Here is a 22,458-nt window from a genome sequence, read left to right as displayed (position 1 = left end):
GAGCAGAGCTCGGTGTTCCACCTGCAGGGCGACCTGGTCGATCCGAACGTGCTCAAGGCCCGCGAGGACCTGCTGGCCACCACGAGCCCCACGTCCCTCGTCTACGCCACGCTCGACGGCTGGCGGCGGCACATGGTCCAGTAGGGCAAGCAAATGCTCACGGCGACACTCGCACTGGCCCACTCGACCCGTGCCGCGATCAACGACCTGCCCGGCCTGCGCGTGATGGGCGAGGAAGAGTTCCTCGGTGAGGACCTGGCGAACTCGCTCGACCCCCTCAAGATGGTCATCGACGTGTCGGCACTGGGCATCAGCGGCTACCAGGCCACCGACTGGCTCCGCGAGCACCAGCGCATCACGCTCGGGCTGTCCGACCACCGGCGCGTCGTCGCGCAGTTCACCCACGCCGACGACCACCGCACCGCGGACATTCTGCTCGACGCACTCGGCGCTCTGGTGAAGGCCGCCGACGGCATGCCGACACCACCACAGGTGGACCTGCCGTCGCCGGACGAACTGCAGCTGGAGACGGTGATGCTGCCCCGCGACGCGTTCTTCGCCGAGGTCGAGCAGGTCGCCGCGGACCAGGCCGTGGGGCGGATCTGCGCCGAGATGATCACGCCCTACCCGCCGGGTGCTCCGGCCGTCCTGCCCGGTGAGGTGATCACCAAGGAGGTCGTCGACTACGTCCGCAGCGGCCTGAACGCCGGGATGGAGCTGCCCGACCCGGCCGACTCGGAGCTGAAGAGCTTCCGGGTCGTGGCGCGGAAGCCGTAGATGTACGCGGATGAGCTCGTGCGGCCCTGGTGGGACGCGCTGCGCGTCGATCCCAGCGGCTTTCGGCCACGTTCGCGGAACCGACGGCCGCACTGTCCTCAGTGGACGCCCGTACGGTTCCCCCGGATCACCCGCACCACGCCGGCTGGGACCTGATCGCCAGGACACCTGGCCCGCCGCTGCCGTGACTACTTCTTCGCGGCGTCGTACCCGAGGTGCAGCCAGTCCGAGGCGGCAACGGCGGACAGAGCGGTCATCACCAGGCGGGTGGCCCTCGGCGCGAGCACCAGACCCGCGGTGAACGCACCGGCCATCCAGACACCGGAGCAGAACGGACAGGTCACGAGCTCGCCCACGGCGTGCCGCACGCCGTGACCGCGCACGGTCTCCTTGACCTCGGCCAGACCGGCCGGCTCTTCGTACCGGGTGAACGGTGCGCGCAGCACGCTGGTGATCGAGGACTTGGTGACGAGCCTGCTCGCCTTGTGGGTCGCCAGCGCCAGCAGAACGGTGTCACCGGCCGAGAAGCGCTCAGGCAGCCGAGTCCCCCGCTGCCGCCCGACGGCCGTGGCGACACCCACCAGAGCGCCGTACGAGCACAGCGAGGCCAGGTACCCGAGCAGCGGGCGGCGTTCGCCATCCGCATAGGCGCGCTGGACACGTTCGAAGGACTCCGCGATCGACATGGCCAAGGTGTTTCCGCAGCGGGTGCGTCCAAACCACCGGGATGGGCGGCGTGCGGCGGGGTATCCGCAGCCATGAACCTTCACGACGTGTTGCGCAGCGCGGAGAACCTTCGTGCGGCTGACCGGCCGGCGGTCGCCGTGGCGGCGGTCGCCCGGCGACTGCTGCGGTCGTCACGCCTGCGCGGGGTGCTGCGCGGATCGTGGCTCGGCCATCCGCTGCACCCGCTGATCATCACCGTGCCCATCGGAGCCTGGGTGTGCGCGTCGGCGCTGGACGTCCAAGCGGGCAACGAGAACGCGGCGCGGCGCCTCACCGGCATCGGGCTGGCGGTGGCACCGCCGACCGTCCTCTTAGGACTGGCGGACTACGACGGCCTGGGGCGTCGGCAACAACGGGTCGGCATCGCGCACGTGGTCGCCAACACCACCGCGTTGGCGTGCTTCACCGCGTCCTACGCCGCACGACGACGCGAGGCCCACACCGGGGGAAAGCTGCTGAGCCTGCTCGGACTGGCGGCGCTGGGCGTCGGTGGCGCGCTCGGCGGTCACCTCTCCTACGCGCAGGGTGCCGGTGTGTTCCGCTGGCAACGCCCTGCGGAGGACGGCAACGTGCGCCCGTTCGAGACGCGGAGGTCCACCCGGCAGGTCCGTTGAGCCGTCAGTCATCCATCCGCACGACGAGTCCGCGCACGGCGAGCACCGTCGACTCGGGACTCTCCGGCAGCACGAACTCGACGTCGACCGGTTCGCCGTCGTGGTGGCGCAGCGGTTCCCGTGCGGCCAGCCGGATCTCGCCGCCCGGCTGGGTGACGGTCGCGGCATCCTGTTCCAGCACAACCGTTCCGCCGTCCTCCGCGCCACCGGCGTCCGGCAGTTCGGCGACCAGCCGGAGGCCGGCGGCGCCGTCGCACTCCCCGGTGAAGTCCAGGACCATCGTCTTGGACCGCAGCGTCACTTCGGCGCCGTCGGCGTGGCAGCGAGTTCGGGTCATATCTCAGCCCTACCCGCCGGCGCCCGGATCAAACCTCGTCAGCCGCCCAGGTTGTCCACGGCTGAGCTCAGCTTCGCGGCCACTGCGTCGAGGTCGCGATCCGTGACCGGCCATCCTCCGGTGCGTTCGAGCAGCTCGTCTCTCGTGACCACGGGCAGCGCCCCGGACGCGAGCTCCTCGCGCCCCGCCACCAGGTAACGGCCCTCGACCAGCACCAGCGCCGCATCCGGCCGGTCCGACTGGAGCAGCCTTTTCAAGTCCTCGACGGGAACAGGCATGACGGTCAGCCGTCGTCGCCGTAGCGGCCGCCGCCGTCCAGTCCCGCACCCGGACCGCCGGGGTCGCTCGGCGCCCGCTCCGACGCCTCTTCCTCGGTCGGCGTCAACGGCGCGTCGCCGCCTTCCTCGGCCGCACCACGTTCCACGTCATCATGTTCTGGTCCGGTCACAACGAACTCCTCTCCTCGACAATCGGCAGCGCGAAGGTCTCCCCACGCGCCACCACCTGGACGTCGAACCGCGCCCGCCGACCCGAGATCTCCGCGGTGAAGTCGGACAGCGGTGACTTCATGACCCCGTACTCCTCGTAGTGCACCGGCACGGTGGTGCGCGGGGCGAGCAACTCGATCAGATCGGCACCCTGCCTGCCGTCCATGGTGAGCAGCACACCGAGCACCTTCGTGCCGCCGAGATGCACGACAGCGAGGTCGATGCCCTCGAACCGGTCGCGGATCCGGCGCAGCTCCGGATGCACCAGCGTGTCGCCGCTGAGGTAGATCCGGAACGGCAGGACGCCCGCCGCCTCCCGGTACTCGAGCATGGTGCCCATGACGGGAGGCAGCAGGCGTCCCAGCGGTCCCAGCGCGTGCCTGCCCGGCAACGACGTGACGGTCAGCTTCGCCGCACCGCGGGACAGCGTGATGGTCTCCCACGTGCGCAACGGCGCTGCTTCCCGGAATCCCCGGCGGTGCAGGCGTTTCGCCGCGTGCGGCGTGGTGAGCACGGGCAGGTCGCGGGCGAGTTCCCTGCTCGCGATCCGATCGAAGTGGTCGCCGTGCAGGTGGGAGAGCACCACGGCGTCCAGCTCGGGCAGATCGGCGATCTCGATCGCCGGATCGGTGAGCCGGCGCGACACCACGCCCTGACCGATGTGCGTCCACTGTCCTTTGTGGAGGAAGTTGGGATCGGTCAGCAGGGTGAACGGCCCGAGCCGGAGCACCGTGGTGGCGTTGCCCACGAACTGCAGCGAACCAGTCGTCGGGTTCGGGTTCTGCCGCTCAGTGCCCATGCAGTTCGGCTACCCCGGCATCGCCCCGATGAACGCGCCGCCCGGTGTCAAAGGCGGAAAACCGATCGGACGCAGTCGTCCTCCTTCTTCTTGAACAGCTCGTAGCCCCGTGCGCCCTCGCTCAGCGGCATGACGTGCGTCGCCAGGTGGCTGGTCACGAGTTCGCCGGACGCGATGCGGTCCAGCAGCATCGGGATGTACCGCTGCCCGTGCTGCTGCGCACCACGAACGGTCAGCCCCTTGTTCATCAGCGCGCCCAGCGGGAACTTGTCCACGAGCCCCGTGAACACACCCAGGACGAACACCGACCCGCCCTTGCGGCAGTTGTAGATCGCCTCCCGCACCGCAATCGGGCGGTCCATCTCCAGCTTCAGCTTGCTCTTCACCTGGTCGTACACGTACTGCGGGCCGGTCGAGTGCGCCTCGCAACCGACCGCCTCGATGCACACGTCAGGGCCACGGCCACCGGTCGCCTCCAGCAGAGCCTCTCCGACCGACGTCTCGGCGTAGTTGATGGTCTCCACGCCGAACGCCGACTCCGCCTGCCGCAGCCGGTAGTCGAAGCGGTCGATCACCAGCACCCGCTCGGCACCCAGCAGTTGGGCCGCGCGGGCAGCCATTTGGCCCACCGCACCGCAACCCCACACCGCCACCACGTCGCCCTGTTTCACGCCGCCCAGATCCGCGCCCATCCACCCGGTCGGCACGGAGTCCGAGGCGAACAGGGCGCTCATGTCGTCCACGGCCTCGGGAATCGGGATCGCGGTGTGGTCGGCGAACGGCACGCGCACGTACTCCGCGTGGCTGCCCCGGAAACCGCCCATCGCGTGCGAGTAGCCGAAGATGCCGCCGGGATCGGCTCCCCACAGGTGCTGGGTGATCGCCGGGTTGGTGTTCGTGTTGTCGCACAACGAGTACAGCTCGTTGCGGCAGTACCAGCAACGGCCGCAGACGATGAACGAGCACACGACGACGCGGTCACCCGGCCGGTGCCTGGTGACACCGGCCCCGACCTCCACCACCTCGCCCATGAACTCGTGGCCGATCACGTCACCCGCCTGCATGAACGGGATGTGACCCGTGAGCAGGTGCAGGTCCGAGCCGCACACGGTGCTCAGCCGGACCTTGAGGATCATGTCCTGGTCGTTCAGCAGCTGGGGATCGGGCACGTCCTGCACCCGCACGTCGTTGATCCCCTCCCAGCACAACGCCTTCACAGCCGACCACCTCCCCCTGCCCGGTTCGTCACCAGTTGCAGCACCTTGCCCATCGGGCCCGGATGCGTGGGCGCGGTGTCCGCCCGGACCACCTCACCCGCTTCCAGCACCGCCTTCGCCCGGCGCAGCGCCAGCCTGAGCTCGTGCGCCGGCACCTCGCCGGTGGGCTTGACCCTCAGTTCGGTGCCCTTGTCGCCCGTCGCCGGCTGGATGCGCAGCTCGACCTGGTCCCGCCACCGCGCCAGGTCGTCCGGGAGCGAGGACTGAACCTCCTCCGGCGAGCGGTACACCGTTACGGCCAGCCAGCGATCGGCCGACTGGTCCTGCGGGGTGCGTCGCCGTCGCCTGACCACCGCCACCGCCGTCGCCACGCCCGCGGCCAACAGCGCTTTCCCTGCTGTGTTCATGTTTCCGTCCTATTCCGGAGCACGAACGCACGGGATACCCGCGGCTGCGGGGAACAACCGGGTGGGATCAGCGGGCAGCATCGAGCGGTCGTGCTCGGACCCGGCGGCTACATCACCAAACCACGCGGGCAGATGCACGCCAGGTGGAACGCCGGCGACCAGCCCGGCCGCATCATCGAGGTGATCACGCCCGGCGGGTTCGAGAACTACTTCCGCGATCTGAGCGACCTGCCGCTGTCCCAAGTGGACAGTGCGGACGACCTGCACCGGCTGCCCGGGTTCGCCGAGCCGGCCGACAGGTACGGCCTGGTCCATGGCCCCACCCCAACGGATCCGTTACGTGGAGTGGTCGTGACGAATTGCCGTCGGAATCGGAATGGCGTTGGCCCGCAACAGCTTCAGCACCGAGCGGGTGATGTCCGCGATCTCGGTACGGCCGCCGTCCGCGGTCCACGTCTGCACGACGACCTCGATCACGTTCATGGTGCTCGCCGCGGTCAGCGTCGCGAACAGCACGTCCCGCGTCCCGTCCGACCTGCGCAGCACCTCCTGGGCCAGCCGCTGGCGCCAGGACCAGTCGAGGTCGGCGAGTCCGGCCCGCAGGCCCGCGGTCCGGTGGAAGATCTGGTACAGCGCGAGCAGGCGCGCCGGGTTCGCCGTGATCGTCTGTTCGACGCTGTCCACGACGGCGTAGAGCGCTTCGGGCAGCGGCGTCTCGTCGGGCTGTGCCTCGAACGCCGCCATCGCCGCGTTCAGGCCGTTCTCCACGAAGCTGACGACCAGCGCCTCTTTGGTGGCGTAGTAGCGGTACAGCGTGCGGGTGCCGACCTCGGCCGCCGCGGCGATCTGCTCGATCGTGGTGGCGTCGTACCCCTGCGCCACGAACAGGTCGAACGCGGTTTCGGCGATGAGCTGCCGGGTGCGTTCCATCTTCGTCTCGCGCAAGCCCACAGCGCACACCTCCCTGCCCTCGGCACGAACCGTAGCACTGTCACTTGGCAGTGACTGCCAAGTGACAGTTGGTTGCGACAGGCGATGTCATCTGACAGCCTGAGTCATGTGACAGTGACTGCCATTATTTTCCGGGAAGGCGGCTTCCGCCATGAGTGAGACCAAGGTCGGCACCCGGTCCGAGCTGGGCTCCTTCCCCACCGAGCGGGACCCCCGCTGCCCGTTCGACCCGCCCACGGAGTACGTCGAGCTGCGCGCACAGGAGGGCACCGCCTCGCTGGCGTGTCCGGTCGGCGTCGACGCACGCGTCGTCAGCCGGTACGACGACGTGCGCGCGATGCTGACCAATCCGCACCTCAGCTCGCACGCCGCCCCGTCGACGCACGTGGTGGCCGGCGGCGTGCTCGACCGGCCGGTGGCGCCCGGCAGCCTGCTCAACATGGACGGGCCCGGCCACGCCCGGTTGCGGCGCCTGCTGACGCCGGAGTTCACCGTCAAACGGATCCAGGCGATGCGGCCCTACATCCGCGGCCTGGTCGACGACCACCTCGACGCGCTGCTGGCGCGCACCGGGCCGGTCGACCTCGTCGCGGACTTCGCGCTGCCGATCCCGTCGCTGGTGATCTGCGAGTTGCTGGGGGTCGACTACGCCGACCGCGACCGGTTCCAGGAGCAGACCGCGGTGCTCGTCGGCACGAACAGCGACCCCGCGGCACTGGAGCAGGCCAACCTCGAGGTCGTCGGGTTCATGACGCAGCTGGTGCTGACCAAGTTGGAGACGCCGACCGACGACCTTCTGGGCAGGTTGATCGTCCGGGCCAGGGAGACCGGCCAGGAGCTGTCCGTCGAGGAACTGGTGACACTCGGCATCACGCTGCTGATCGCCGGGCACGAGACCACAGCGAACATGATCGGGCTCAGCACGCTGGCCCTGCTGCGTCAGCCCGACCAGCTCGCCGCGCTGCGGGCGGACCCGGAACTCGCGGGGACCGCCGTCGACGAGATGCTGCGGTACCTGTCGATCGTGCACTTCGGCGTGCTGCGGCAGGCCACCGGCGATCTGACGATCGGGGACGAGGAGATCAAGGCGGGCGAATGGCTCGTCGCCGTGTTGTCCGCGGGCAACCGTGACGAGTCGGTGTTCCCGGACGCCGATCGCATCGACCTGAAGCGCGAGGCGACCGCGCACCTGGCGTTCGGCTACGGCATCCACCAGTGCCTCGGCCAGCAGCTGGCCAGGGTCGAGCTGCAGGAGGTGTTCGCCCGGCTGCACCAGCGCATCCCGACGCTGCGGCTCGCGGTTCCGTTCGAGGACATCGAGTTCAAGGACAACGCGCTGGTCTACGGCGTGCGCGCGTTGCCGGTCACCTGGGACGGGGAGGACGCCTGATGAAGGTGCGGATCGACGTGGACGCCTGCGTGGGTGCGGGCCAGTGCGTGCTCGCGGCGCCGGACGTGTTCGACCAGCGCGACGACGACGGCATGGTGGTCCTGCTGGTGGAGGACCCGCCTGCGCACCTGGAGGCGGCCACCGAGCACGCCGCCCTGCTGTGCCCGGCGATGGCGATCGTGGTGGACAGGTAGGCGAATCCCTCGTTCTGGTTGGCGCGAAAGGCACGTTCGTACGAACCAGCCGTACCAGCGTGCCGTTCGCGCCGAACCCAGCGTGGACCTCGCCGAGATGCGGTCGGTCGTTTTAACGGCTAAAGTTCTGGGTGAGCAGTTCAGCGGGCAGCTGCGTCCTTGATCCGGTCACCGGATCGCGAGGGCGAGGAGGCCCTGCCGTGCTCAACACTTCCCCACCGTCCTTCCACGTGCAACGAGAAGTGCACGTCCTCTCGACGGTCGTGCGGGCCGCCGGAGAGATGGATCAGGACTCGGTGTTCGCACTGCGTCACGAGCTGAGGGTCGCCATCGCGATGGCGACACCGCCGTTTCCCGTGGTCGTCGACCTGTCCGGGGTCACCTTCTTCGGGTCGGCGGGCCTCAACGAACTGCTGACGCAGCAGCGTCGCGCCAGTGCCGTGGGCTGCCCATTGCGGATAGTGGCGGCACATCGGGCGGTGCTGCGGCCGATCACGATGTCCGGTCTCGACCACGTGCTGGAGCTGTACTCGGACGTGGAGCAGGCGCTGCGCACCGACCCGCGCACGAGAACGGCCGGCTGAAAGGCGGACGCTCTCCTGTCACGACTTCAGGTGAGCAGTTCGGCGATCTGCACGACGTCGCCGGGCGCCCACGAGAGGCTCCCGCCGCCGTAGAAGTCCACCCCGGCAGGCGTCACCGCGATCACCTGGCCCACCGGTCCGATCGAACCGTGGAGCCGGACGACGTCACCCGGCTCGAGGTCCTTCGCGCACTTCTCCCCGGTGTTGCGCGCCAGGGAGGACGGCCTCACCCGCGTGGTGAACAACCACCACGCCGTGCCGGACAGCGCCGGAGCCGCGATCACCAGGACCCCGGCCGCGACGGGGACCGAGGCCATCAGCTTGACCGCGGCGATCGGCGCCCACAGGAACCCGATCGCCGCCGCGACGTAGACCGAGCTCACCGGGTGGTCACCGGCCTGGAGCCAACCGGTCGTGCGCACCAGGCCGTCGCCGGTCAGGCCGCGCGGAGGCCTGCCGTCCGCCAGGCGTGGCGGCGTCGCGACGGTGGGCACCGATTTGCTGAAGAAGTTCTCACTTCGCACGCCGCCACCTCAGCTCGTCTTTGTCGGTGCGCGTGCAGACCATCTCGTTGCCCGTGATGGTCGTCCCCCGCTCACCTTCCGTGGTGCACCGCCCGCCCCTCACGACGATCAACGGGCCGTCGGGTGGTGCCGAGGATGATGACACCGGCGGTGACGGCGGTGGCTGTGAGCTGGACTCCGTCGTGGCCGGAACGGTTGTCGTCGTGGTGGTCGTACTCGTCGCGGATGACGACGGCGCATTTGTCGTCGTCTCGACCGACGGACAACTGGTCGCCCACAAGCCGCGACGGTCCCGGCGAGCGTCGGTCTCGACCGGCGCGAGCTCCTCACGGGTGGCCAGGTCAGCCTCAGCCACGCCGTCGTGCACGACGGTCCGCGCGTAGTCCCTCCCGTCCGGCAGCACCACGTCGGCCACGATCTGGTCGCTCCCGGACGCGCCGTCCCTCCGCACGAGGAGCCGCACTCCCTTGCCCAGCAACAGGTTCCGGGCCACGGCGCGCGACTCGGCGAGCCGGCAGTCCGCGAGCCTGCGCACCCCCGCGACGCGGGCGCGGAAGAAGACACCGGTGGCCGGCTCCACAGCCTCGAAGGAGTCCACTTCGGACACTTCGCGGACCGTCACCTCGACGGCGTCGCCTCTGTGCACGGTCTGTTCGAGGCCGGAGCTCCCGCGTCCTCCTGGAAACGCGTCTCCGGCGAACGTGACCGCCCCCGTCGTGGCGACCGTGGTGACGACGCTCAAGCTCGCGACGGCGAGCCTCGCGCCCTGGCCGGAGCGCCACCAGAAACGGCGGACGACCCCCGGACGCGTGATCGATGTGGCTGGGCTGGGCAATGCGATCCTGCCTCGATGAAGGTGGAGTGGTATGCCACAGGCAGGCTCACACCGACCTTCATGAGGTCAGGACTTTCAGCCTTTTGCCTGGCAGAGCGGCTGCGCCTCGCCGCAAGGCCAGTGTTATCGCTAACAATGTGTTCGTCAAGAATGTAAAAGGTTCAATGCAATTTGACCGTCATCTTCACGGCGGCCGGCGCTGTGATTGCCTCCGCACGTTGTTCTCATCCTTTGTGGACGAAGATCAGCAGGTGACGTTGACGGTCGCGGTCGCCTGGAACGACACGTGCACGTGGTCCATGTGGTTCGTGGTCCATGTGGTTGGCCGTGGGACTGCCCCGGTCCTCCATCGCCGACCAGCCGCTGCCGTCGTTGTAGCGCTGGCGCCAGATCACATAGGTGACGCCGAACGCCTTGCGGTTGGCCAGCACGTAGTCGGCCAGGGCGTTGCCGGTGGCGGGGTCGACCATGAAGTCCAGCGCCAGACCGAGAGGATGGTCACCGGAGCCTCCCCGGCCGGCGGCACCACCGATGTCGCTGACGCCGAACTTGCCCGCGACGTGGTGACCCACCTGGGCCGCATGCGGTTTGACTCCGTCCAACGTCGTCGGACAGGGCGGCGGCGGAGGCGGCGTGGTGGTCTTGGGCTCTGTCGTGGTCACCGGAGGCGTCGTCGTGGTCACCGGAGGCTGCGAGGACGACGGCGCGGTGGTCGATGTCGTGACAGGCCGCAGGTCCTGGCTGACGGGAGTTGACGAGGCGGCCAGAAGGGCGGCCGCTCCAGTCGGGTCGACCGGCTGGCCGGAATCGCGGACGATCCAGAAGGTGCCGGCCAAGCCCACGGTGAGGGTGGCGGCGACTGCGATGGGCAGCTTTCGGCTGGCGGTCTGCTTCGTTCTATGTCGGCCCGGCATTCGGGAACACCTTGCGTCGGGGACAGGGCATGTTCACACGGCGGGCCATGTTACGAAATGAACACGAGAACGTCACAGCCGGGTGTTGATGCTCACATTTCCCCTGGTACATCCATTTCCTATAGACCAAGGCGCTGCTGCTCGGCGCGCACCACCCGCTGCTCCACCGACACCGCGGAGTCCAGCGCGCTCGCGTGTGAGTGCTTCGTGTCGCTCTCCCGCGCGTAGTGGTCGAACAGCAGGGTCTTGTGGTCGCGGATCTCCTGCACTCGCGCGTCCACGCTGTCCTTGACCAGCAACCGGTGCACGTGCACCTTGCGGACCTGGCCCATCCGGTGGCAACGGGCGATCGCCTGGTCCTCCGTGCTCGGCTTCCACTGCGGCTCGGCGATGATCACCACGGAGGCCGCCTGGATGTTGAGGCCCACGCCGCCCGCTTCGATCTGGGCCAGCAGCACCGCGTGGTCCTCGCACGCCGTGAACGCGTCCACCAGTTGCTGACGGCCCTGCGCCGACGTCGCGCCGGTCAGGGGGCCGAAGGCTTCGACGTGGTCCGCGACCGCGTCCAGCACGTCGTGGAAGTACGAGAACACCACGACCTTCCAGCCGTTGTCCCTCGACTCCTCGACGATCTCCAGCAGCCGCTCCAGCTTCGCCGAGCCGCGGGGCGTGCCCGGCGCATAGGCGGCGCGGCGCATCGCCATCAGGTTCCCCTCGCGCACCGCGTCGAGGTACGCGCCCCGGTCCTGCTTGCCGAACTCGACCCAGTCCTCCATCTCCAGCAGCTCCGGCAGCTCCCCCAGCACGTCCTCCTGGTTGCGCCGCAGGTACACCGGTGCGACGACGCGGCGGAAGGCCTTCGCTCCCACCACGGCGTCGATGGCGCCCGTGCGGGCCGCGACGCCCGGCTGGAGATAGGCGACCAGGTTGCGGAACTCCTCGACGCGGTTCTCCATCGGCGTGCCGGTGAGGAGGATCGCCCGCTCCGCGCGCTGCACGATCGTGTTGACCGCCTGCGAGCGCTGCGTGTCCGGGTTCTTCACGTAGTGCGCCTCGTCGACCACGACCAGCGCCGGGCGGAACCTCTTGGGCAGCACCAGTTTCGGCAACGTGCCGAACGTCGTCACGCCGACCCCGCCCTGTGCCAGCCACTCGCCGACCGCGCCGTCGCGGCCCGCGCCGTGCATCCGGTGCGGCACGAGGTCGCTGTGCCTGGCGATCTCGTTGACCCAGTTGACGACGACACTCGCCGGGCAGACCACCAGGAACCCGCGCCGCCCGCCGGCGGCCAGGCTCGCCATCACCGCGATGGCCTCGATCGTCTTGCCCAGTCCCATCTCGTCGCCGATGATGACGCGTTTGCGGGCCAGCGCGAACTTGGCTCCGAACACCTGGTAGCCGCGCAGCGACACCTTCAGCAGGCTGGTGTCGAGTGCGGTCGCGTCGACCTCGTGCTCGATCTCGGCCGGGACGAAACCCTTGGCGGCGCTGCGATCCGGCATCGCGCCCGCACCACCGAGGTCCGCGAGCAGCGTGTTGTAGGCGGCCGCGTCGAGCTCGTAGTCGCGCCACAGCGCGCGGTGATCCAGATCCGGCACGCGCAGCTGCGTGCCCACCGCGCGCAACGCCGCCACGTCGCGACTGGCCAGCAGGGCCTCGAGCCGGCCGAGCGACTCGATGGCGGCCTGCCGGTTCTTCCGCAACGAGAAGAACATCCGCACCCGGCTCCAGGCACGGGACGCGGCGCGCACGTCGGCGTCGACCCTGCCCAGCACATCCGCGAGCGGCTCGCGCAACGGGCCGACGAGCTGGTTCGCCCTGCGCAGCTTGGACATCAGCTGCAGCAACTCGGTCTGGGCTCGGCCGGCGCGGTCGGGGTTCAGCCGGACGGTCGTGTCGCGTGCGACGCCGTCGACAACTGCGCGGACGGCCCGCACGATCTGCTCGGCGGACTGCCTGCCGACTCCGGGCACACCGTCGAGCTGTTCCGGACGCGCCTCGGCGACATCGGCGACGGTCCGGTACCCGGCGGCCTTCAGCTTGCTCAGCCGCAGGTTCGCCTTCGTGTCGCGGAGCTTGTCCAACGGCATGGCGCGGAGCTGGTCGGCCACCAGCGAGTCCTGGACCGCCTGGTACTGCGCGGCGGCGAGCGCGAGCAGCCGATCCGGTTCCGCGCGCACCCCTGCCGCCTCGGCGCGGAACGCCTTCGCGGCGGCCAGCACCGCGCGTGCATGCCTGCCGACCTTCGCCGAGTCGTCCACCCGTGTCCTTCCTCGAGGCGGTCCGAGACTACTGTCCGGTTCAGGCCGGCACGACCACGGTGACCTTCATCGTCGCCCTCGTGAGTCGGCGTAGGAACGCAGCGCGCGCAAGAAGTCGACGTGTCGGAAGCCGGGCCAGTGGACGTCGCAGAAGTGCAGCTCCGCGAACGCCGTCTGCCACAACAGGAAACCGGACAGGCGCACCTCGCCGCTGGTGCGGATCACCAGGTCGGGATCGGGTTGCCCGGCGGTGCAGAGGTGCCGGGCGATGTCATCCGGCGTGATGCTCGCCGCGAGCTCCTCGAGGCCCGGCCCGCTCTCCAGCAGCGAGCGCACCGCGTCCACCACGTCGAAGCGGCCGTCGTAGCCCACGGCGATGGTCAGGTGGAATTCGGCGTCGCGGTCGCGGGTGTCCTCCACAGCGAGCTTCAACGCGTGCCTGGTGGTGTCGGGCAGCAGGTCCATCCGGCCGGCCACGTGCGTCTGCCAGCGTTCGGACTCGACCGCCCGCGGCACCACGATTCGCTCGACGACCTCTTCCATCAGAAAGCGCATCTCGGCGTTGGCGCGCTTGTGCAGGTTGTCCGCGGACGCGAGGTAGACCGTCAGGTGGGGAATGCCGATGTCCTCGCACCAGCCCATGACGTTCTTCAGGTGCTCGCCTCCGCGCTGGTGGCCTGAACTCGCGTTCCCCAGACCCACCTGCTCGGCCCAGCGCCGGTTGCCGTCCATGATCACACCGATGTGCCTGGGCAGTGTCGCGTTCTTCAGCTTGGCGCGAAGGCGGCGAGCGTAGAGATCCTGCAGAGCCGCGCGCATGATCGTCACGGAGCCGAAGCTAGCACCGTCGCGCTGGTTTAAACCGCTGTGCCAGCAGGGTATGGAGCATCGACTGCGCCGAACTTGGTGATGGAGGCATCATGAGGGCGATTGACGACGCCGGTTTCCGAAGACTCGCCGAGACACTCAGCAGCGTCGCCCGGACATTACAAGCGGAACCTGACGTGGACACCACACTTCGCGCGATCGTCAAAGCCGCCGTCGACCACATCCCCGGTGCCGAGCACGCCGGCATCTCCCTGGTCGAACGCGGCAAGATCCGTACCGTGGCGCCGACGAGCACCATCGTCGAGACCATCGACGAGCTGCAGTACGACCTTCGCGAAGGCCCGTGCCTCGACGCGATCAAGGAGCGCCAGACCTACCGCGCCGGCAACGTCGGCGACGAGGCCAGGTGGCCCGCCTTCGGTCCGGCCGCGGCCGGGTACGACATCCACTCGCTGCTGTCGTACCGGTTGTTCGTGACCGATCGCACCCTCGGCGCGCTCAACCTCTATTCGAGCCGGGTCAGCTCCTTCGACGAACAGACCGAAGAGGACGGCCGGCTCTTCGCGACCCATGCCGCGATCGCCTTGGTCGGCGCGCAGCGGGAGGCTCAGCTCGGCATCGCGGTCGAGAACCGCGACATCATCTCCACGGCCAAGGGCATCCTCATGGAACGCCACGGCCTCGACGCCGCGTCGGCCTTCCGGATGCTGGTCGAAGCCTCCCAGTCGACCAACGTCAAGCTGCACGACGCCGCGACGTGGCTCGTGGAGAACCGCCACGTTCGTCAGCCGGGTTGACAGCCGGGACCACGACCACGCCCCCCGTCCACATCGGACCGGGAAGGCGTCGGCGGACTGGTTCCCGTACGCGGGCGCTGTCGTTGAAGGCCGTCGCACCGGTGGACACGTTCGTGTTCAGCGTCGGCCGGATCTTCGCCAAGACCCTCATCCGCGCACGCGGATGACGGTCTTGCCCTTGCGCCGCTCGGCCGGGTTGAGCGCGGGGATCGCGTCGTCCAGGGTGGCGACGGTGCCGATGTGCGTGCGCAGGCGCCCGTCCCGCACCCGTTCGACGATCTCCGTCAGCTGGCTCGGGACGGACTCGACGACGAAGTCGACCGCGCGGCCGTCGACAGGGCGGGCCTCGACCGGGCCGACCACCGACACCAGCGACCCGCCCGGCCGGATGATGCCCGCCGACCGCTTCTGGACGTCACCGCCGATGACGTCGAAGACCAGGTCGACTCCACCGATGTCGGCGAGATCCTCGTTGCCGAGGTCGATGAACTCGTTCGCACCGAAGTCGAGTGCCGCCTGCCGGTCCGCTGCCCGGCCGGTACCGATGACGTAGGCGCCGAACTCGCGGGCGAGCTGCGTGACCACGGATCCGACCGCGCCGGCGGCGCCGTGTGCGAGGACGCTCTGCCCCGCCTGCAGACGACCGTGCTGGAACAGGCCTTGCCACGCGGTCAGGCCGGCGATCGGCAGGCTCGCTCCCACCGTGAAGTCGACGTCTCCCGGCAGCGGTGCGAGGTTGCGCGCCTCGACGGCCACGTACTCGGCCAGAGTTCCGTCGCGGTGCCAGTCCGTGATGCCGAAGACCCGCTGCCCCAACGAGAGTCCCGTCGTGCCGTAGCCGAGGGACGAGACCACCCCGGCGAGCTCGTGGCCGATGATCGCCTGGGTGCGAGCGCCACCAGAGCGATCGGCCCACGTCGAGGGCCACTCCCATTCCGCGGGGACGAACCCCGATGCGCGGACCTCGACCACGACGTCGTTGATCGCCGGCGTCGGCTCAGGACGGTCCACGAGCGCGATCCCGGCTGCTTCCGCGGTCTGATCTGTCGCAACGACAGCCTTCATCGGTACCTCCGTGCGGCGACGCTCTCCGGCCGTTCACGCTAGCCCCGTTCCACCCGGCAGGCTGGGGCCACTTGACGCCCACGATCGGGAACCAGTCAACGGAAACGCCCGTCACTCCCAGAAGCGCTTCATCACGTCCGAGAACCTCTCGACCAGGTACTCCCGGTGCACCGGGTCGTTGTAGTCCGGGCGCTTCCCCGGATAACGGGTTTCCAGGTAGTACTCGGTCGAGAACCGGCGGAGTTCCTCGCGGGTGAACCTCGCGGGTGAGACACGCGTGATCGACTTCCCGCGCGCCGCGGCACTCGACGCGATCTCGGCCGGGACGACGAACTGCTGTGGTGCGATCAGCACGATCGCCTCCTTCGCGTACTCCAGCGCCGTGAGGATCATGATCTCCCACCACCTGGTCCAGTCGAGCTGCAGCCCGTAGGCGCTGGAGACGCGCTGGCGCAACAGGTCCACGTCCGCGACGGCCTCCTCCGACGGCACCCTGGCGTACAGCGAGTCGCCGAACCGGTCGCGGATCTCCTCGAGCGTTCCCGACGAGCCCCGGAAGCTCACCCGCGCGTAGAGCTCGTACGCCGTTATCTCGACCGGCTCGCTGTGGGAGTTCTTCAGATCGGCCGGGGTCGTCTGGCTCCTGCCGAGGTACCAGGTGTCGACGAGTCTCTCGGCCGCGGCGCCGGAGTAGGCGTACGAGAACATGTACCGGTCGTCGTTCAGATCGGCCGACTCGTAGCGGTCGGACAGCCACAACACGGGTTCCGCGCGATCGACCACAAGCCTGCGGACCGCTCGCGTCTGGCGGACGTAGAGCTTGGGCTCCTTCTTGTAGTAGCTGCGCAGCGTGCGACGGAAATCCAGCCCCTCGTGCATCGAGCCGCGGAACTCGGTGCTCCTCACCTCGTGGTCCCCGCCCCTGTTCACCAGGTCGAACACCTTCTCGCGCATGGCTTCGATGAACAGGTCCGCCGGTGGCCAGGACGAACGCTCCCAGCCGTGACGTTTGCGTTCCGGCGGCCTGCCCTGCCACCGCGGCGGCAGGCCCTCCAGGTCGATGATCTCGCCGGGTGGCAGGTCCGGGGCGGAGTCCGGATCGTCGTCCTTGCGCGCGGTGGCACCGATGACCTCGTAGTAGTGCTCGAACTGGGTGCAGTTGCGGGCCACGAACACCGGACCGCCCCTGGAGCGCGGTTTCGTGACGGCCACCTCGAAGAGCGACTCGCGGGTGCCTCTGATCCGCCCGATACGCTCGATCTTCACCTGGTCGAAATAGCCGAGCAGATCCCGGAAGAGGCGCTCGGTGAAGAGTTTGCCGAAGCAGCCGGTGGACGCGGTCATCACGGTCTCGAACATCGGCGAGATCCGCTTCTCCTCCTCCAGCAGCTTCGTCAGCACCTGTGAGAACACCTGGTAGTGCCGCAGCGACAACCGGAGGTCCTTCGCGTCGACGCTCAACTGGTAGACGAGCCGCAGCAGCGCGGTTCGCTTGTCGAAGTCGGGTGCCGTGCCCTCCGCCCTGGCCGCCTCGTACCGCTCGACCAGGCGCGGGATGTAGTCGAGGTACCGCATCAGGATGTGCAGGCTCGGATCGCGGATCTCGTACCTCATGCCGGGCAACGCCGGTCGCACGTCGTCGGTGAACAGCTCCGGCTGGCGCAACAGCCGCTGGACCGCGTGCACGTGAGTCGCGTTGCACACGAACAGGACACGCCGGTACCGCGGATGCATCCGCCGCAACAGCGCCGCCATGTGCAGCTCGCGCCACGTGTCCATCGGTTCGAACCGCGACGGCGGATGGACGAGACGCTCGGCCACCAGGTCGAGGTACCACCGGGCGCCGTGCTCCAGGGCGAGGCCGTCGTCCGGCCAGTCCTCGTCCGCCATGCAGAAGCGGTCCAGCAGGTGTCCCGGCGCGATCTCCTGGTCCACGAACCGCAACGGGATGCCGTGCTCGGCGGCGATGCGGACGGCCTCGGTCATGCCGTCGGCGGGGGTCACCGGAAAGACCTCCCGCTGGTCACCGTCACTCAGCCTGGAGATCAGCAACGAGACTCGCGGCAACCGTGCGACGGCCTGGAGCATCGGCGCGTGCAGGGACTCGGGCAGGCCTACGGCGATGACGTCCTGTTCGTCGAGCCGCAGTTCGCGCATCGCCCGCTGGACCTGCACGGAGAAGTTGAGGTGGTGGCGCAGGACGGGAACGATGTAGACGTTGCCCTGACGCAGGTACGGGGTGCTCATGCTCAGCTTCTGCGGCCGACGATGAACTGGGCGACGTGGTCGAACACGTTCGTCTTCTGCCCGCCGACGTGCTGTTCGTAGTTCATCGCGTAGTTCATCAGCGCCACCGCCTGCCGGACCGAGATGTCCTGCCGCTCCTGCTGGTGGTACCAGTCGGTGAAGGCGGCGAGGAACTCGGGAGAGGGCTTCAGCGAGGTGCGGACGATCTCGTGCACGTCCTCGAACGGCGGATGGTTGATCTCGATCACCGGCAGCGTCCGCTGCTCGATGTACTCGGGCAGCACGTGGCCCGCGTTGCTGAGCGAGGGGTTGAGCGCGCAGCAGAACCGGAACCGCTTCTTCGCCTCGTCGTCCCTCGGCCTGACGTTGATACCGGTCATCGCGGAGTAGACGTACCGCCGCACGTCGAGCACGGAGGCGAGTGGGCTGAGGGCCCGGTCCGGGACACGGTTGATCTCGTCGAAGAAGCAGAGGCCGCCTTCGTACAACGCCGTCGCCAGCGGACTCGCCCGCAGGGTCAGCGGCGGAACCTCCCCGTACATGGCCTCCGGATCAGGCGTCAGCAGCAGGGCGAGGTCCTCCGGCGTCAGTTCCTCGTGGCCCTGCACGATGTAGAGCGGCATGTCGAGCCGGCGGGCGATCTCGTACACGATCTCGTTCTTGCCGAGTCCCGGCGGTCCCTCGAGCCGGAAGTTCAACGGCAGGACGTTGCCGTCGACGAGGCTGGTGCCGTCACCGCTGATGCCCCAGGCGACCCGGCACATCCGCAGCTCGTCGGCGCGACCGACGAACGGGTCCGTCGGCAACTCGACCGGTTCCGCCAGCGCCACGCGCACGTCGTCGATCTCCACATAGCGGGTCATGAGCCAATCTCCTCTGCACGACGCGTTCTCGGGGTGGACCAGCAGCTCACGCGGAAACCCAGCCGGTGATAACGAACGAACGGGTCGAACCACCCCCCGATCACGGACCAGACCGGGTTGTGCGACTCGGCGGTGTCCCCGCCCTTCACCACCATCAACGTGCCCTTCGCCGTCGTCTGGGCCGGCGGCGGTTCCTCCAGGTACTGCTCGGTCGCCGACATGACCGACATGGACGTGTTGCACCACTGCCAGGCGGCACCGAAGAAGTCGTGGGCTCCCAACCGGTTCGGCGGATGCCCACCGACCGGAGCGCCGAGCCCGCGGGACTGCGGCACCGTGTACTCCTCGATCGACGAGGCCACCTTCTCGATCAACGCGACCGACTCGGCCGCGTCGAGCCAGATCGGCGGAGGGATGTCCGGAACGCCGTTGCGGCCGAACCACTGCCGGATCGTCCTGGTGATCGCCGATCGGCCGCGGGGCGTGGCGGTCTGGTCCTGGTTTCCCCGCGCGATCGCCAGCGCCCGCTCGAAGATCTGGTGCTGACCGTGCGCCGCCCAGTCCCACTCGATCGCCGACGGCAGCCGGAAGACCCGGTCGGGATGCCTGCTCGTGAGCCACCTGCAGTACGCGGCGGCCTCGAAGAAGCTCACCCCGGTCACCGGCTGGTTGGGCAGGTTGAACCTGCTGTTGAGCCAGTACCTCGGAAACCGGATCTCCTGTTCCTTGATCCAGCGCCAGCCCGTCTGGTCCCACCACTCGCGACCGGTGTACCCATCCTGCGCGACGAACTCCGCGAACTCGGTGTTGGTGACGGGATAGCGCCCGATCTGGAAGGCGTCCATCAGCTCCGACCGGGGCACCTCGACCAGGTTCCGCACCGGGCTGCGCGCCCAGATCCTCGGGTCGAGCCTGCCGAGGGTGTGCCCGAGCCGTGTGCGGGTGTCCGGGTCCGCCGTCTGGTCAATCCTGTGCACCAGCGCGGCCGACGTCAGCTCCCCCGCCCTGCCACCACCGTCCGGGAGCTCCAGCACGCATTCGTGCGCGAGCTGGAGGTCACCGCGCCGGACGAGAGTCTCCGCCAGCTGCAGAACACCGGCGTGGTCCACCAGTGCGACCAGAATCCGCAGAACGTCGTGCCAGCCATCAGTTCCAGCGAGATAGCGGCGGATGACCGTGGCCAGGTCCGACACTCCGGCCAGTCTCGCCAGCTGCCGTGCGGCGAAGTAGTCGCGCAACGCCTCGAACCTGAACTCCAGCACGCCGGGATCGTCGCCGGGCCGCAACAGGCCGAGCACCCGCCCGGTGGCGATCATGTCCTGGGCCGCGGAGTCGCCGAGCTTCACCCGCCGTGCTCCCGAGACCTTCAGCTCGAGCGCGGCCTCCGCCAGCCAGTCCTCCACTCCTCGCCGGTCGACGGCGCCCCACTCGCCCCACCTCGTGACGTAGAGCTGCAGGATCATCGCCAGGTTGGCGTCCGCCAGATCCGCGCTCGTCAGCTCCAGGTCGCACATGAGGCTCAGCAGCTGCGGATTGCGCAGGTAGCGCGAGACCGGGGTGCCGTTGGCGAGCAACAGGCCGGGCAGTGACGCATGTCCTCCCCGTTGCCTGACGAGTGCCCTGATCTGCTGCTCGCCCAGCTCGCGGATCGCCACGTCGCTGATCCGCAGCAGGCGCGCCGTGCGCTCGTCGCGGCACGCGAGCAGGGCGCCGGTCCGGGAGTCGTCGGCGCGGAGCTTCGCGAGATCGGTGTTCAGCCGGTTCAGGCCGGCCGCGGACAGCTGGTCGACGTCGTCGAGCAGCAGGTACAGCGGCGAGCCGAACAACCGGCGCAGCGCCCGCACGCTGCCGAGGCGCCGCACCAAGGTGTGACACGCCGACATGAACCGTGCGCCGCCGTCGCCCCGCGCGAACGCGTGTCCGGCGATGGTCGCCTCGACATGGCCCGCCAGATCGACGTTCTCGTCCGGTGCCAGCGGGACGAGCAGCGGCAGGTGGTGCGGCACGCGCGGACCGGCGTCACCCTCGTGCGGCAACGACCAGGCATGCTCGATGATCAGCAACGAGGTGCTCTTGCCCGCCCCCGTTCCCGCGGTGAGCGCGCCGAACGGCACCACCGCTGGCACCTCCCTGATCGACTCGACGAAGCCCACGATCGAGTCCTCGCCACGGGCTTCCAGGTTCCTGCGCAGGTCCGCGGTCAGCTCGACCAGACCCCGCTGCCGGTTCGCCGTGCGGCACCACGACTCCAGCCGGAACGCGATCTCGTAGAAGCCCACCTCGGTGAGCCGCCGCGCGATCTCGAGCGCGACCCCGATCTCTTCCTGCCCAGGGGCGGACGAGTTCACGAGGGCGGGCCACGACGGGATCGTCCGCAGGATCTCCGCGGCCGCCCGCGGCAACACGGCGCTGTTCGCGCTGAGCAACGGGAACAACGCGGCCCGGAACGGAAGTTTCCTGCCCAGCAGCCGTTCGCACTCCTCGGCCCGATGCCGGTGGTGCGCGGAGAACAGCGGCGTCGCGGTGACCACCTGGACACGCCGGCCCAGCCGTTCGACGTCCCGCTCCGCCAGCACGAACCGCGAAAGCCCGATCACGACGCGATGCGAGTTGTCCGCGGCCCACGCCAGCACGGCGTCGATCCGGCTCGCGAGGTCGCTGGTGAACGCCTGCTCCGGCAGCACACCGGAGAAGTCGACGACGACCAGTGAGCCCGGCGGCAGGTTCGACCCGATCGGCTCCTGCAGTTCCTCACCGGCGAGCCAGGTGTCCGGTCGTGCCTCGCCGCACACCTGGAGCAGCGCCTGTGGCACGTCGGCCGCGAAGTCCGTGACCAGCAGAACCGGCTGCTCGCCTGGTGGAACGCCCTCCCACCGCAGTTCCATCGGTGGCGAGTCGATGGGCGCTGGCGCCGCCTTCACCGGCAGGTCTGTCCTGCGGCCGCGCCTGCCCAGCACAGGTGGCTCGCCCAGCGGCGGCTCCACCTCCGCGGGCTGGCTGAGCAGCAGCCGCAGCAACGGCTGCATCCCCGCCAGCGAGAAGTCCTGAACGTGGTAGATCGTCGTCGTGTTCGGCCCGAGGAAGTCCGGCACCCCGCGCACCGACTGGCCCGGTAGCACGACCGGGACGAACCGTTCCAGCCTGAGCTGATCGGCGTAGTACGCGTCCCGGATGAGCCGCGCCTCCCACTGCACGCCACGGCCCTCGTCCGGACCGCTGCGTCCCTCGGCCCGCTTGCGGTACGCGGCGGAGGCGACGACGACCACGTAGTCGGCCATGCGAACCTGCTCGCCCATCCACAACGGCCAGTCCTGCCGCCGTCCCGCGGCGAGCAGGTCGAGCTTCGCGTCGACGCCGTTCTCGCGCAGGACGTAGTAGAGGTCGCGGACCTGTTCGATGTGCTCGTCGGACTCGTGCGCGTACGAGATGAACACCCGGCACGGCCGGCCGGGGTCGTCCTCGGGCATCTGCACCACCTCACACCTTGGATCGTGCGAGGCCGCAGTTCGTTTCACCACGGACGAGTTCGCTGGACAACCGCATCATGAACAGCAAACGCCACCCGCGTGGTCGAGGTGCGGGTTGTCCACGGACTGTCCACGAACTGACTAGTGGCGCGACCCAGAACGTCGGCGGGTAA

General features: G+C 69.1%; 24 protein-coding genes. 6 read left to right on the top strand and 18 right to left on the bottom strand.

Annotation, left to right across the window (positions count from 1 at the left end; translation table 11 throughout):
• The first annotated feature begins 153 nt into the window (after positions 1-153).
• Positions 154-777, top strand: a complete 624-nt coding sequence (locus tag UK23_RS22220; RefSeq protein WP_231114620.1) for a hypothetical protein — start codon at positions 154-156, stop codon at positions 775-777.
• A gap of 188 nt (positions 778-965) precedes the next feature.
• On the opposite strand, the gene UK23_RS22215 is transcribed toward UK23_RS22220, so the two are convergent.
• On the bottom strand, positions 966-1,463 hold the full coding sequence (locus UK23_RS22215) for a DUF1360 domain-containing protein (RefSeq protein WP_045313515.1): 498 nt from the start codon (positions 1,461-1,463) through the stop codon (positions 966-968).
• 72 nt (positions 1,464-1,535) lie between these two features.
• Between UK23_RS22215 and UK23_RS22210 the strand changes: the two genes are divergently transcribed.
• On the top strand, positions 1,536-2,117 hold the full coding sequence (locus tag UK23_RS22210; protein WP_045313514.1) for a DUF2231 domain-containing protein: 582 nt from the start codon (positions 1,536-1,538) through the stop codon (positions 2,115-2,117).
• Between the two features lie 4 nt (positions 2,118-2,121).
• Here the strand turns inward: UK23_RS22210 and UK23_RS22205 are convergent, their stop codons facing one another.
• Genes UK23_RS22205 through UK23_RS22180 form a run of 8 tightly spaced genes read right to left on the bottom strand, consistent with a single transcriptional unit; the run spans position 2,122 to position 6,316 of the window.
• Positions 2,122-2,454 carry a hypothetical protein gene (locus UK23_RS22205; protein ID WP_045313513.1) on the bottom strand — a complete coding sequence of 111 codons (333 nt, stop codon included), beginning with the start codon at positions 2,452-2,454 and terminating at the stop codon, positions 2,122-2,124.
• A gap of 38 nt (positions 2,455-2,492) precedes the next feature.
• Positions 2,493-2,711: a hypothetical protein gene (locus UK23_RS22200; protein ID WP_196777821.1), complete on the bottom strand. Its 219-nt coding sequence runs from the start codon at positions 2,709-2,711 to the stop codon at positions 2,493-2,495.
• A gap of 26 nt (positions 2,712-2,737) precedes the next feature.
• On the bottom strand, positions 2,738-2,902 hold the full coding sequence (locus tag UK23_RS51805) for a hypothetical protein (protein WP_156213308.1): 165 nt from the start codon (positions 2,900-2,902) through the stop codon (positions 2,738-2,740).
• The gene (locus UK23_RS22195) at positions 2,899-3,741 is read right to left on the bottom strand and encodes an MBL fold metallo-hydrolase (RefSeq protein WP_045313511.1); all 843 of its coding nucleotides are present in this window, start codon (positions 3,739-3,741) and stop codon (positions 2,899-2,901) included. Before UK23_RS22195 ends, UK23_RS51805 begins: the two co-directional genes overlap by 4 nt.
• A gap of 47 nt (positions 3,742-3,788) precedes the next feature.
• A complete protein-coding gene (locus UK23_RS22190) occupies positions 3,789-4,958 on the bottom strand; it encodes a zinc-dependent alcohol dehydrogenase (protein WP_045313510.1) in 1,170 nt (389 codons plus the stop codon).
• Positions 4,955-5,365 (bottom strand): hypothetical protein, encoded by a 411-nt coding sequence (locus UK23_RS22185; protein ID WP_045313509.1) that lies wholly within the window; start codon positions 5,363-5,365, stop codon positions 4,955-4,957. The genes UK23_RS22190 and UK23_RS22185 overlap by 4 nt, the downstream gene beginning before the upstream one ends.
• A gap of 9 nt (positions 5,366-5,374) precedes the next feature.
• The gene (locus UK23_RS51800; RefSeq protein WP_156213307.1) at positions 5,375-5,680 is read right to left on the bottom strand and encodes a hypothetical protein; all 306 of its coding nucleotides are present in this window, start codon (positions 5,678-5,680) and stop codon (positions 5,375-5,377) included.
• Positions 5,681-5,701: 21 nt separating this feature from the next.
• Positions 5,702-6,316, bottom strand: a complete 615-nt coding sequence (locus tag UK23_RS22180; RefSeq protein WP_045313508.1) for a TetR/AcrR family transcriptional regulator — start codon at positions 6,314-6,316, stop codon at positions 5,702-5,704.
• A gap of 151 nt (positions 6,317-6,467) precedes the next feature.
• On the opposite strand from UK23_RS22180, the gene UK23_RS22175 reads away from it, so the two are divergent.
• The 3 genes from UK23_RS22175 to UK23_RS22165 all read left to right on the top strand — a co-directional run bounded on the left by UK23_RS22175 (position 6,468) and on the right by UK23_RS22165 (position 8,484).
• A complete protein-coding gene (locus tag UK23_RS22175; RefSeq protein ID WP_045313507.1) occupies positions 6,468-7,706 on the top strand; it encodes a cytochrome P450 in 1,239 nt (412 codons plus the stop codon).
• Positions 7,706-7,900 carry a ferredoxin gene (locus UK23_RS22170; protein ID WP_045313506.1) on the top strand — a complete coding sequence of 65 codons (195 nt, stop codon included), beginning with the start codon at positions 7,706-7,708 and terminating at the stop codon, positions 7,898-7,900. Before UK23_RS22175 ends, UK23_RS22170 begins: the two co-directional genes overlap by 1 nt.
• A gap of 200 nt (positions 7,901-8,100) precedes the next feature.
• The gene (locus UK23_RS22165; protein ID WP_052684934.1) at positions 8,101-8,484 is read left to right on the top strand and encodes an STAS domain-containing protein; all 384 of its coding nucleotides are present in this window, start codon (positions 8,101-8,103) and stop codon (positions 8,482-8,484) included.
• Between the two features lie 26 nt (positions 8,485-8,510).
• Here the strand turns inward: UK23_RS22165 and UK23_RS22160 are convergent, their stop codons facing one another.
• From UK23_RS22160 to uppS, 5 genes are all read right to left on the bottom strand, one after another.
• On the bottom strand, positions 8,511-9,008 hold the full coding sequence (locus UK23_RS22160) for a hypothetical protein (protein ID WP_052684933.1): 498 nt from the start codon (positions 9,006-9,008) through the stop codon (positions 8,511-8,513).
• Positions 8,998-9,750 (bottom strand): thermonuclease family protein, encoded by a 753-nt coding sequence (locus UK23_RS22155; protein ID WP_156213306.1) that lies wholly within the window; start codon positions 9,748-9,750, stop codon positions 8,998-9,000. Before UK23_RS22155 ends, UK23_RS22160 begins: the two co-directional genes overlap by 11 nt.
• Before the next feature lie 317 nt (positions 9,751-10,067).
• Entirely contained in the window at positions 10,068-10,757 is a 690-nt protein-coding gene (locus tag UK23_RS52790) for a hypothetical protein (protein ID WP_330770169.1), read from the bottom strand.
• Between the two features lie 119 nt (positions 10,758-10,876).
• Positions 10,877-13,018 (bottom strand): DEAD/DEAH box helicase, encoded by a 2,142-nt coding sequence (locus UK23_RS22145; protein WP_045313504.1) that lies wholly within the window; start codon positions 13,016-13,018, stop codon positions 10,877-10,879.
• A 66-nt stretch (positions 13,019-13,084) separates the two neighbouring features.
• On the bottom strand, positions 13,085-13,837 hold the full coding sequence (gene uppS, locus UK23_RS22140; RefSeq protein ID WP_045313518.1) for a polyprenyl diphosphate synthase: 753 nt from the start codon (positions 13,835-13,837) through the stop codon (positions 13,085-13,087).
• Positions 13,838-13,938: 101 nt separating this feature from the next.
• Here uppS and UK23_RS22135 point away from each other — a divergent pair, with 101 nt between their 5' ends.
• Positions 13,939-14,643, top strand: a complete 705-nt coding sequence (locus tag UK23_RS22135; RefSeq protein ID WP_045313503.1) for a GAF and ANTAR domain-containing protein — start codon at positions 13,939-13,941, stop codon at positions 14,641-14,643.
• Positions 14,644-14,790: 147 nt separating this feature from the next.
• Here the strand turns inward: UK23_RS22135 and UK23_RS22130 are convergent, their stop codons facing one another.
• From UK23_RS22130 to UK23_RS48855, 4 genes are all read right to left on the bottom strand, one after another.
• Positions 14,791-15,708, bottom strand: a complete 918-nt coding sequence (locus tag UK23_RS22130) for an NADP-dependent oxidoreductase (RefSeq protein WP_045313502.1) — start codon at positions 15,706-15,708, stop codon at positions 14,791-14,793.
• A gap of 111 nt (positions 15,709-15,819) precedes the next feature.
• Positions 15,820-17,955, bottom strand: coding sequence for a hypothetical protein (locus UK23_RS22125; RefSeq protein ID WP_045313501.1), 2,136 nt, complete (start codon positions 17,953-17,955; stop codon positions 15,820-15,822).
• A 2-nt stretch (positions 17,956-17,957) separates the two neighbouring features.
• Positions 17,958-18,818 carry an AAA family ATPase gene (locus UK23_RS48860; protein WP_052684932.1) on the bottom strand — a complete coding sequence of 287 codons (861 nt, stop codon included), beginning with the start codon at positions 18,816-18,818 and terminating at the stop codon, positions 17,958-17,960.
• A complete protein-coding gene (locus tag UK23_RS48855; RefSeq protein ID WP_156213305.1) occupies positions 18,815-22,285 on the bottom strand; it encodes an SUMF1/EgtB/PvdO family nonheme iron enzyme in 3,471 nt (1,156 codons plus the stop codon). The genes UK23_RS48860 and UK23_RS48855 overlap by 4 nt, the downstream gene beginning before the upstream one ends.
• Positions 22,286-22,458: the final 173 nt, after the last annotated feature.

The organism is Lentzea aerocolonigenes (genome assembly GCF_000955955.1).
In the GTDB taxonomy this organism is placed as follows: domain Bacteria; phylum Actinomycetota; class Actinomycetes; order Mycobacteriales; family Pseudonocardiaceae; genus Lentzea; species Lentzea aerocolonigenes_A.
Note: the sequence above shows the minus strand (reverse complement) of the source record. Positions and strands in the feature narration are given on the sequence as shown.

Excerpts from the sequence above, each read along its gene's own strand:
- UK23_RS22185 (WP_045313509.1), bottom strand. The coding sequence starts at position 5,365 with ATGAACACAGCAGGGAAAGCGCTGTTGGCCGCGGGCGTGGCGACGGCG.
- UK23_RS22170 (WP_045313506.1), top strand. The coding sequence starts at position 7,706 with ATGAAGGTGCGGATCGACGTGGACGCCTGCGTGGGTGCGGGCCAGTGC.
- UK23_RS22125 (WP_045313501.1), bottom strand. The coding sequence starts at position 17,955 with ATGAGCACCCCGTACCTGCGTCAGGGCAACGTCTACATCGTTCCCGTC.
- UK23_RS51800 (WP_156213307.1), bottom strand. The coding sequence starts at position 5,680 with ATGGACCAGGCCGTACCTGTCGGCCGGCTCGGCGAACCCGGGCAGCCG.
- UK23_RS52790 (WP_330770169.1), bottom strand. The coding sequence starts at position 10,757 with ATGCCGGGCCGACATAGAACGAAGCAGACCGCCAGCCGAAAGCTGCCC.
- UK23_RS22210 (WP_045313514.1), top strand. The coding sequence starts at position 1,536 with ATGAACCTTCACGACGTGTTGCGCAGCGCGGAGAACCTTCGTGCGGCT.
- UK23_RS22195 (WP_045313511.1), bottom strand. The coding sequence starts at position 3,741 with ATGGGCACTGAGCGGCAGAACCCGAACCCGACGACTGGTTCGCTGCAG.
- UK23_RS22220 (WP_231114620.1), top strand. The coding sequence starts at position 154 with ATGCTCACGGCGACACTCGCACTGGCCCACTCGACCCGTGCCGCGATC.
- UK23_RS22135 (WP_045313503.1), top strand. The coding sequence starts at position 13,939 with ATGAGGGCGATTGACGACGCCGGTTTCCGAAGACTCGCCGAGACACTC.
- UK23_RS22130 (WP_045313502.1), bottom strand. The coding sequence starts at position 15,708 with ATGAAGGCTGTCGTTGCGACAGATCAGACCGCGGAAGCAGCCGGGATC.
- UK23_RS48855 (WP_156213305.1), bottom strand. The coding sequence starts at position 22,285 with ATGCCCGAGGACGACCCCGGCCGGCCGTGCCGGGTGTTCATCTCGTAC.
- UK23_RS22205 (WP_045313513.1), bottom strand. The coding sequence starts at position 2,454 with ATGACCCGAACTCGCTGCCACGCCGACGGCGCCGAAGTGACGCTGCGG.
- uppS (WP_045313518.1), bottom strand. The coding sequence starts at position 13,837 with ATGCGCGCGGCTCTGCAGGATCTCTACGCTCGCCGCCTTCGCGCCAAG.
- UK23_RS22175 (WP_045313507.1), top strand. The coding sequence starts at position 6,468 with ATGAGTGAGACCAAGGTCGGCACCCGGTCCGAGCTGGGCTCCTTCCCC.
- UK23_RS48860 (WP_052684932.1), bottom strand. The coding sequence starts at position 18,818 with ATGACCCGCTATGTGGAGATCGACGACGTGCGCGTGGCGCTGGCGGAA.
- UK23_RS22215 (WP_045313515.1), bottom strand. The coding sequence starts at position 1,463 with ATGTCGATCGCGGAGTCCTTCGAACGTGTCCAGCGCGCCTATGCGGAT.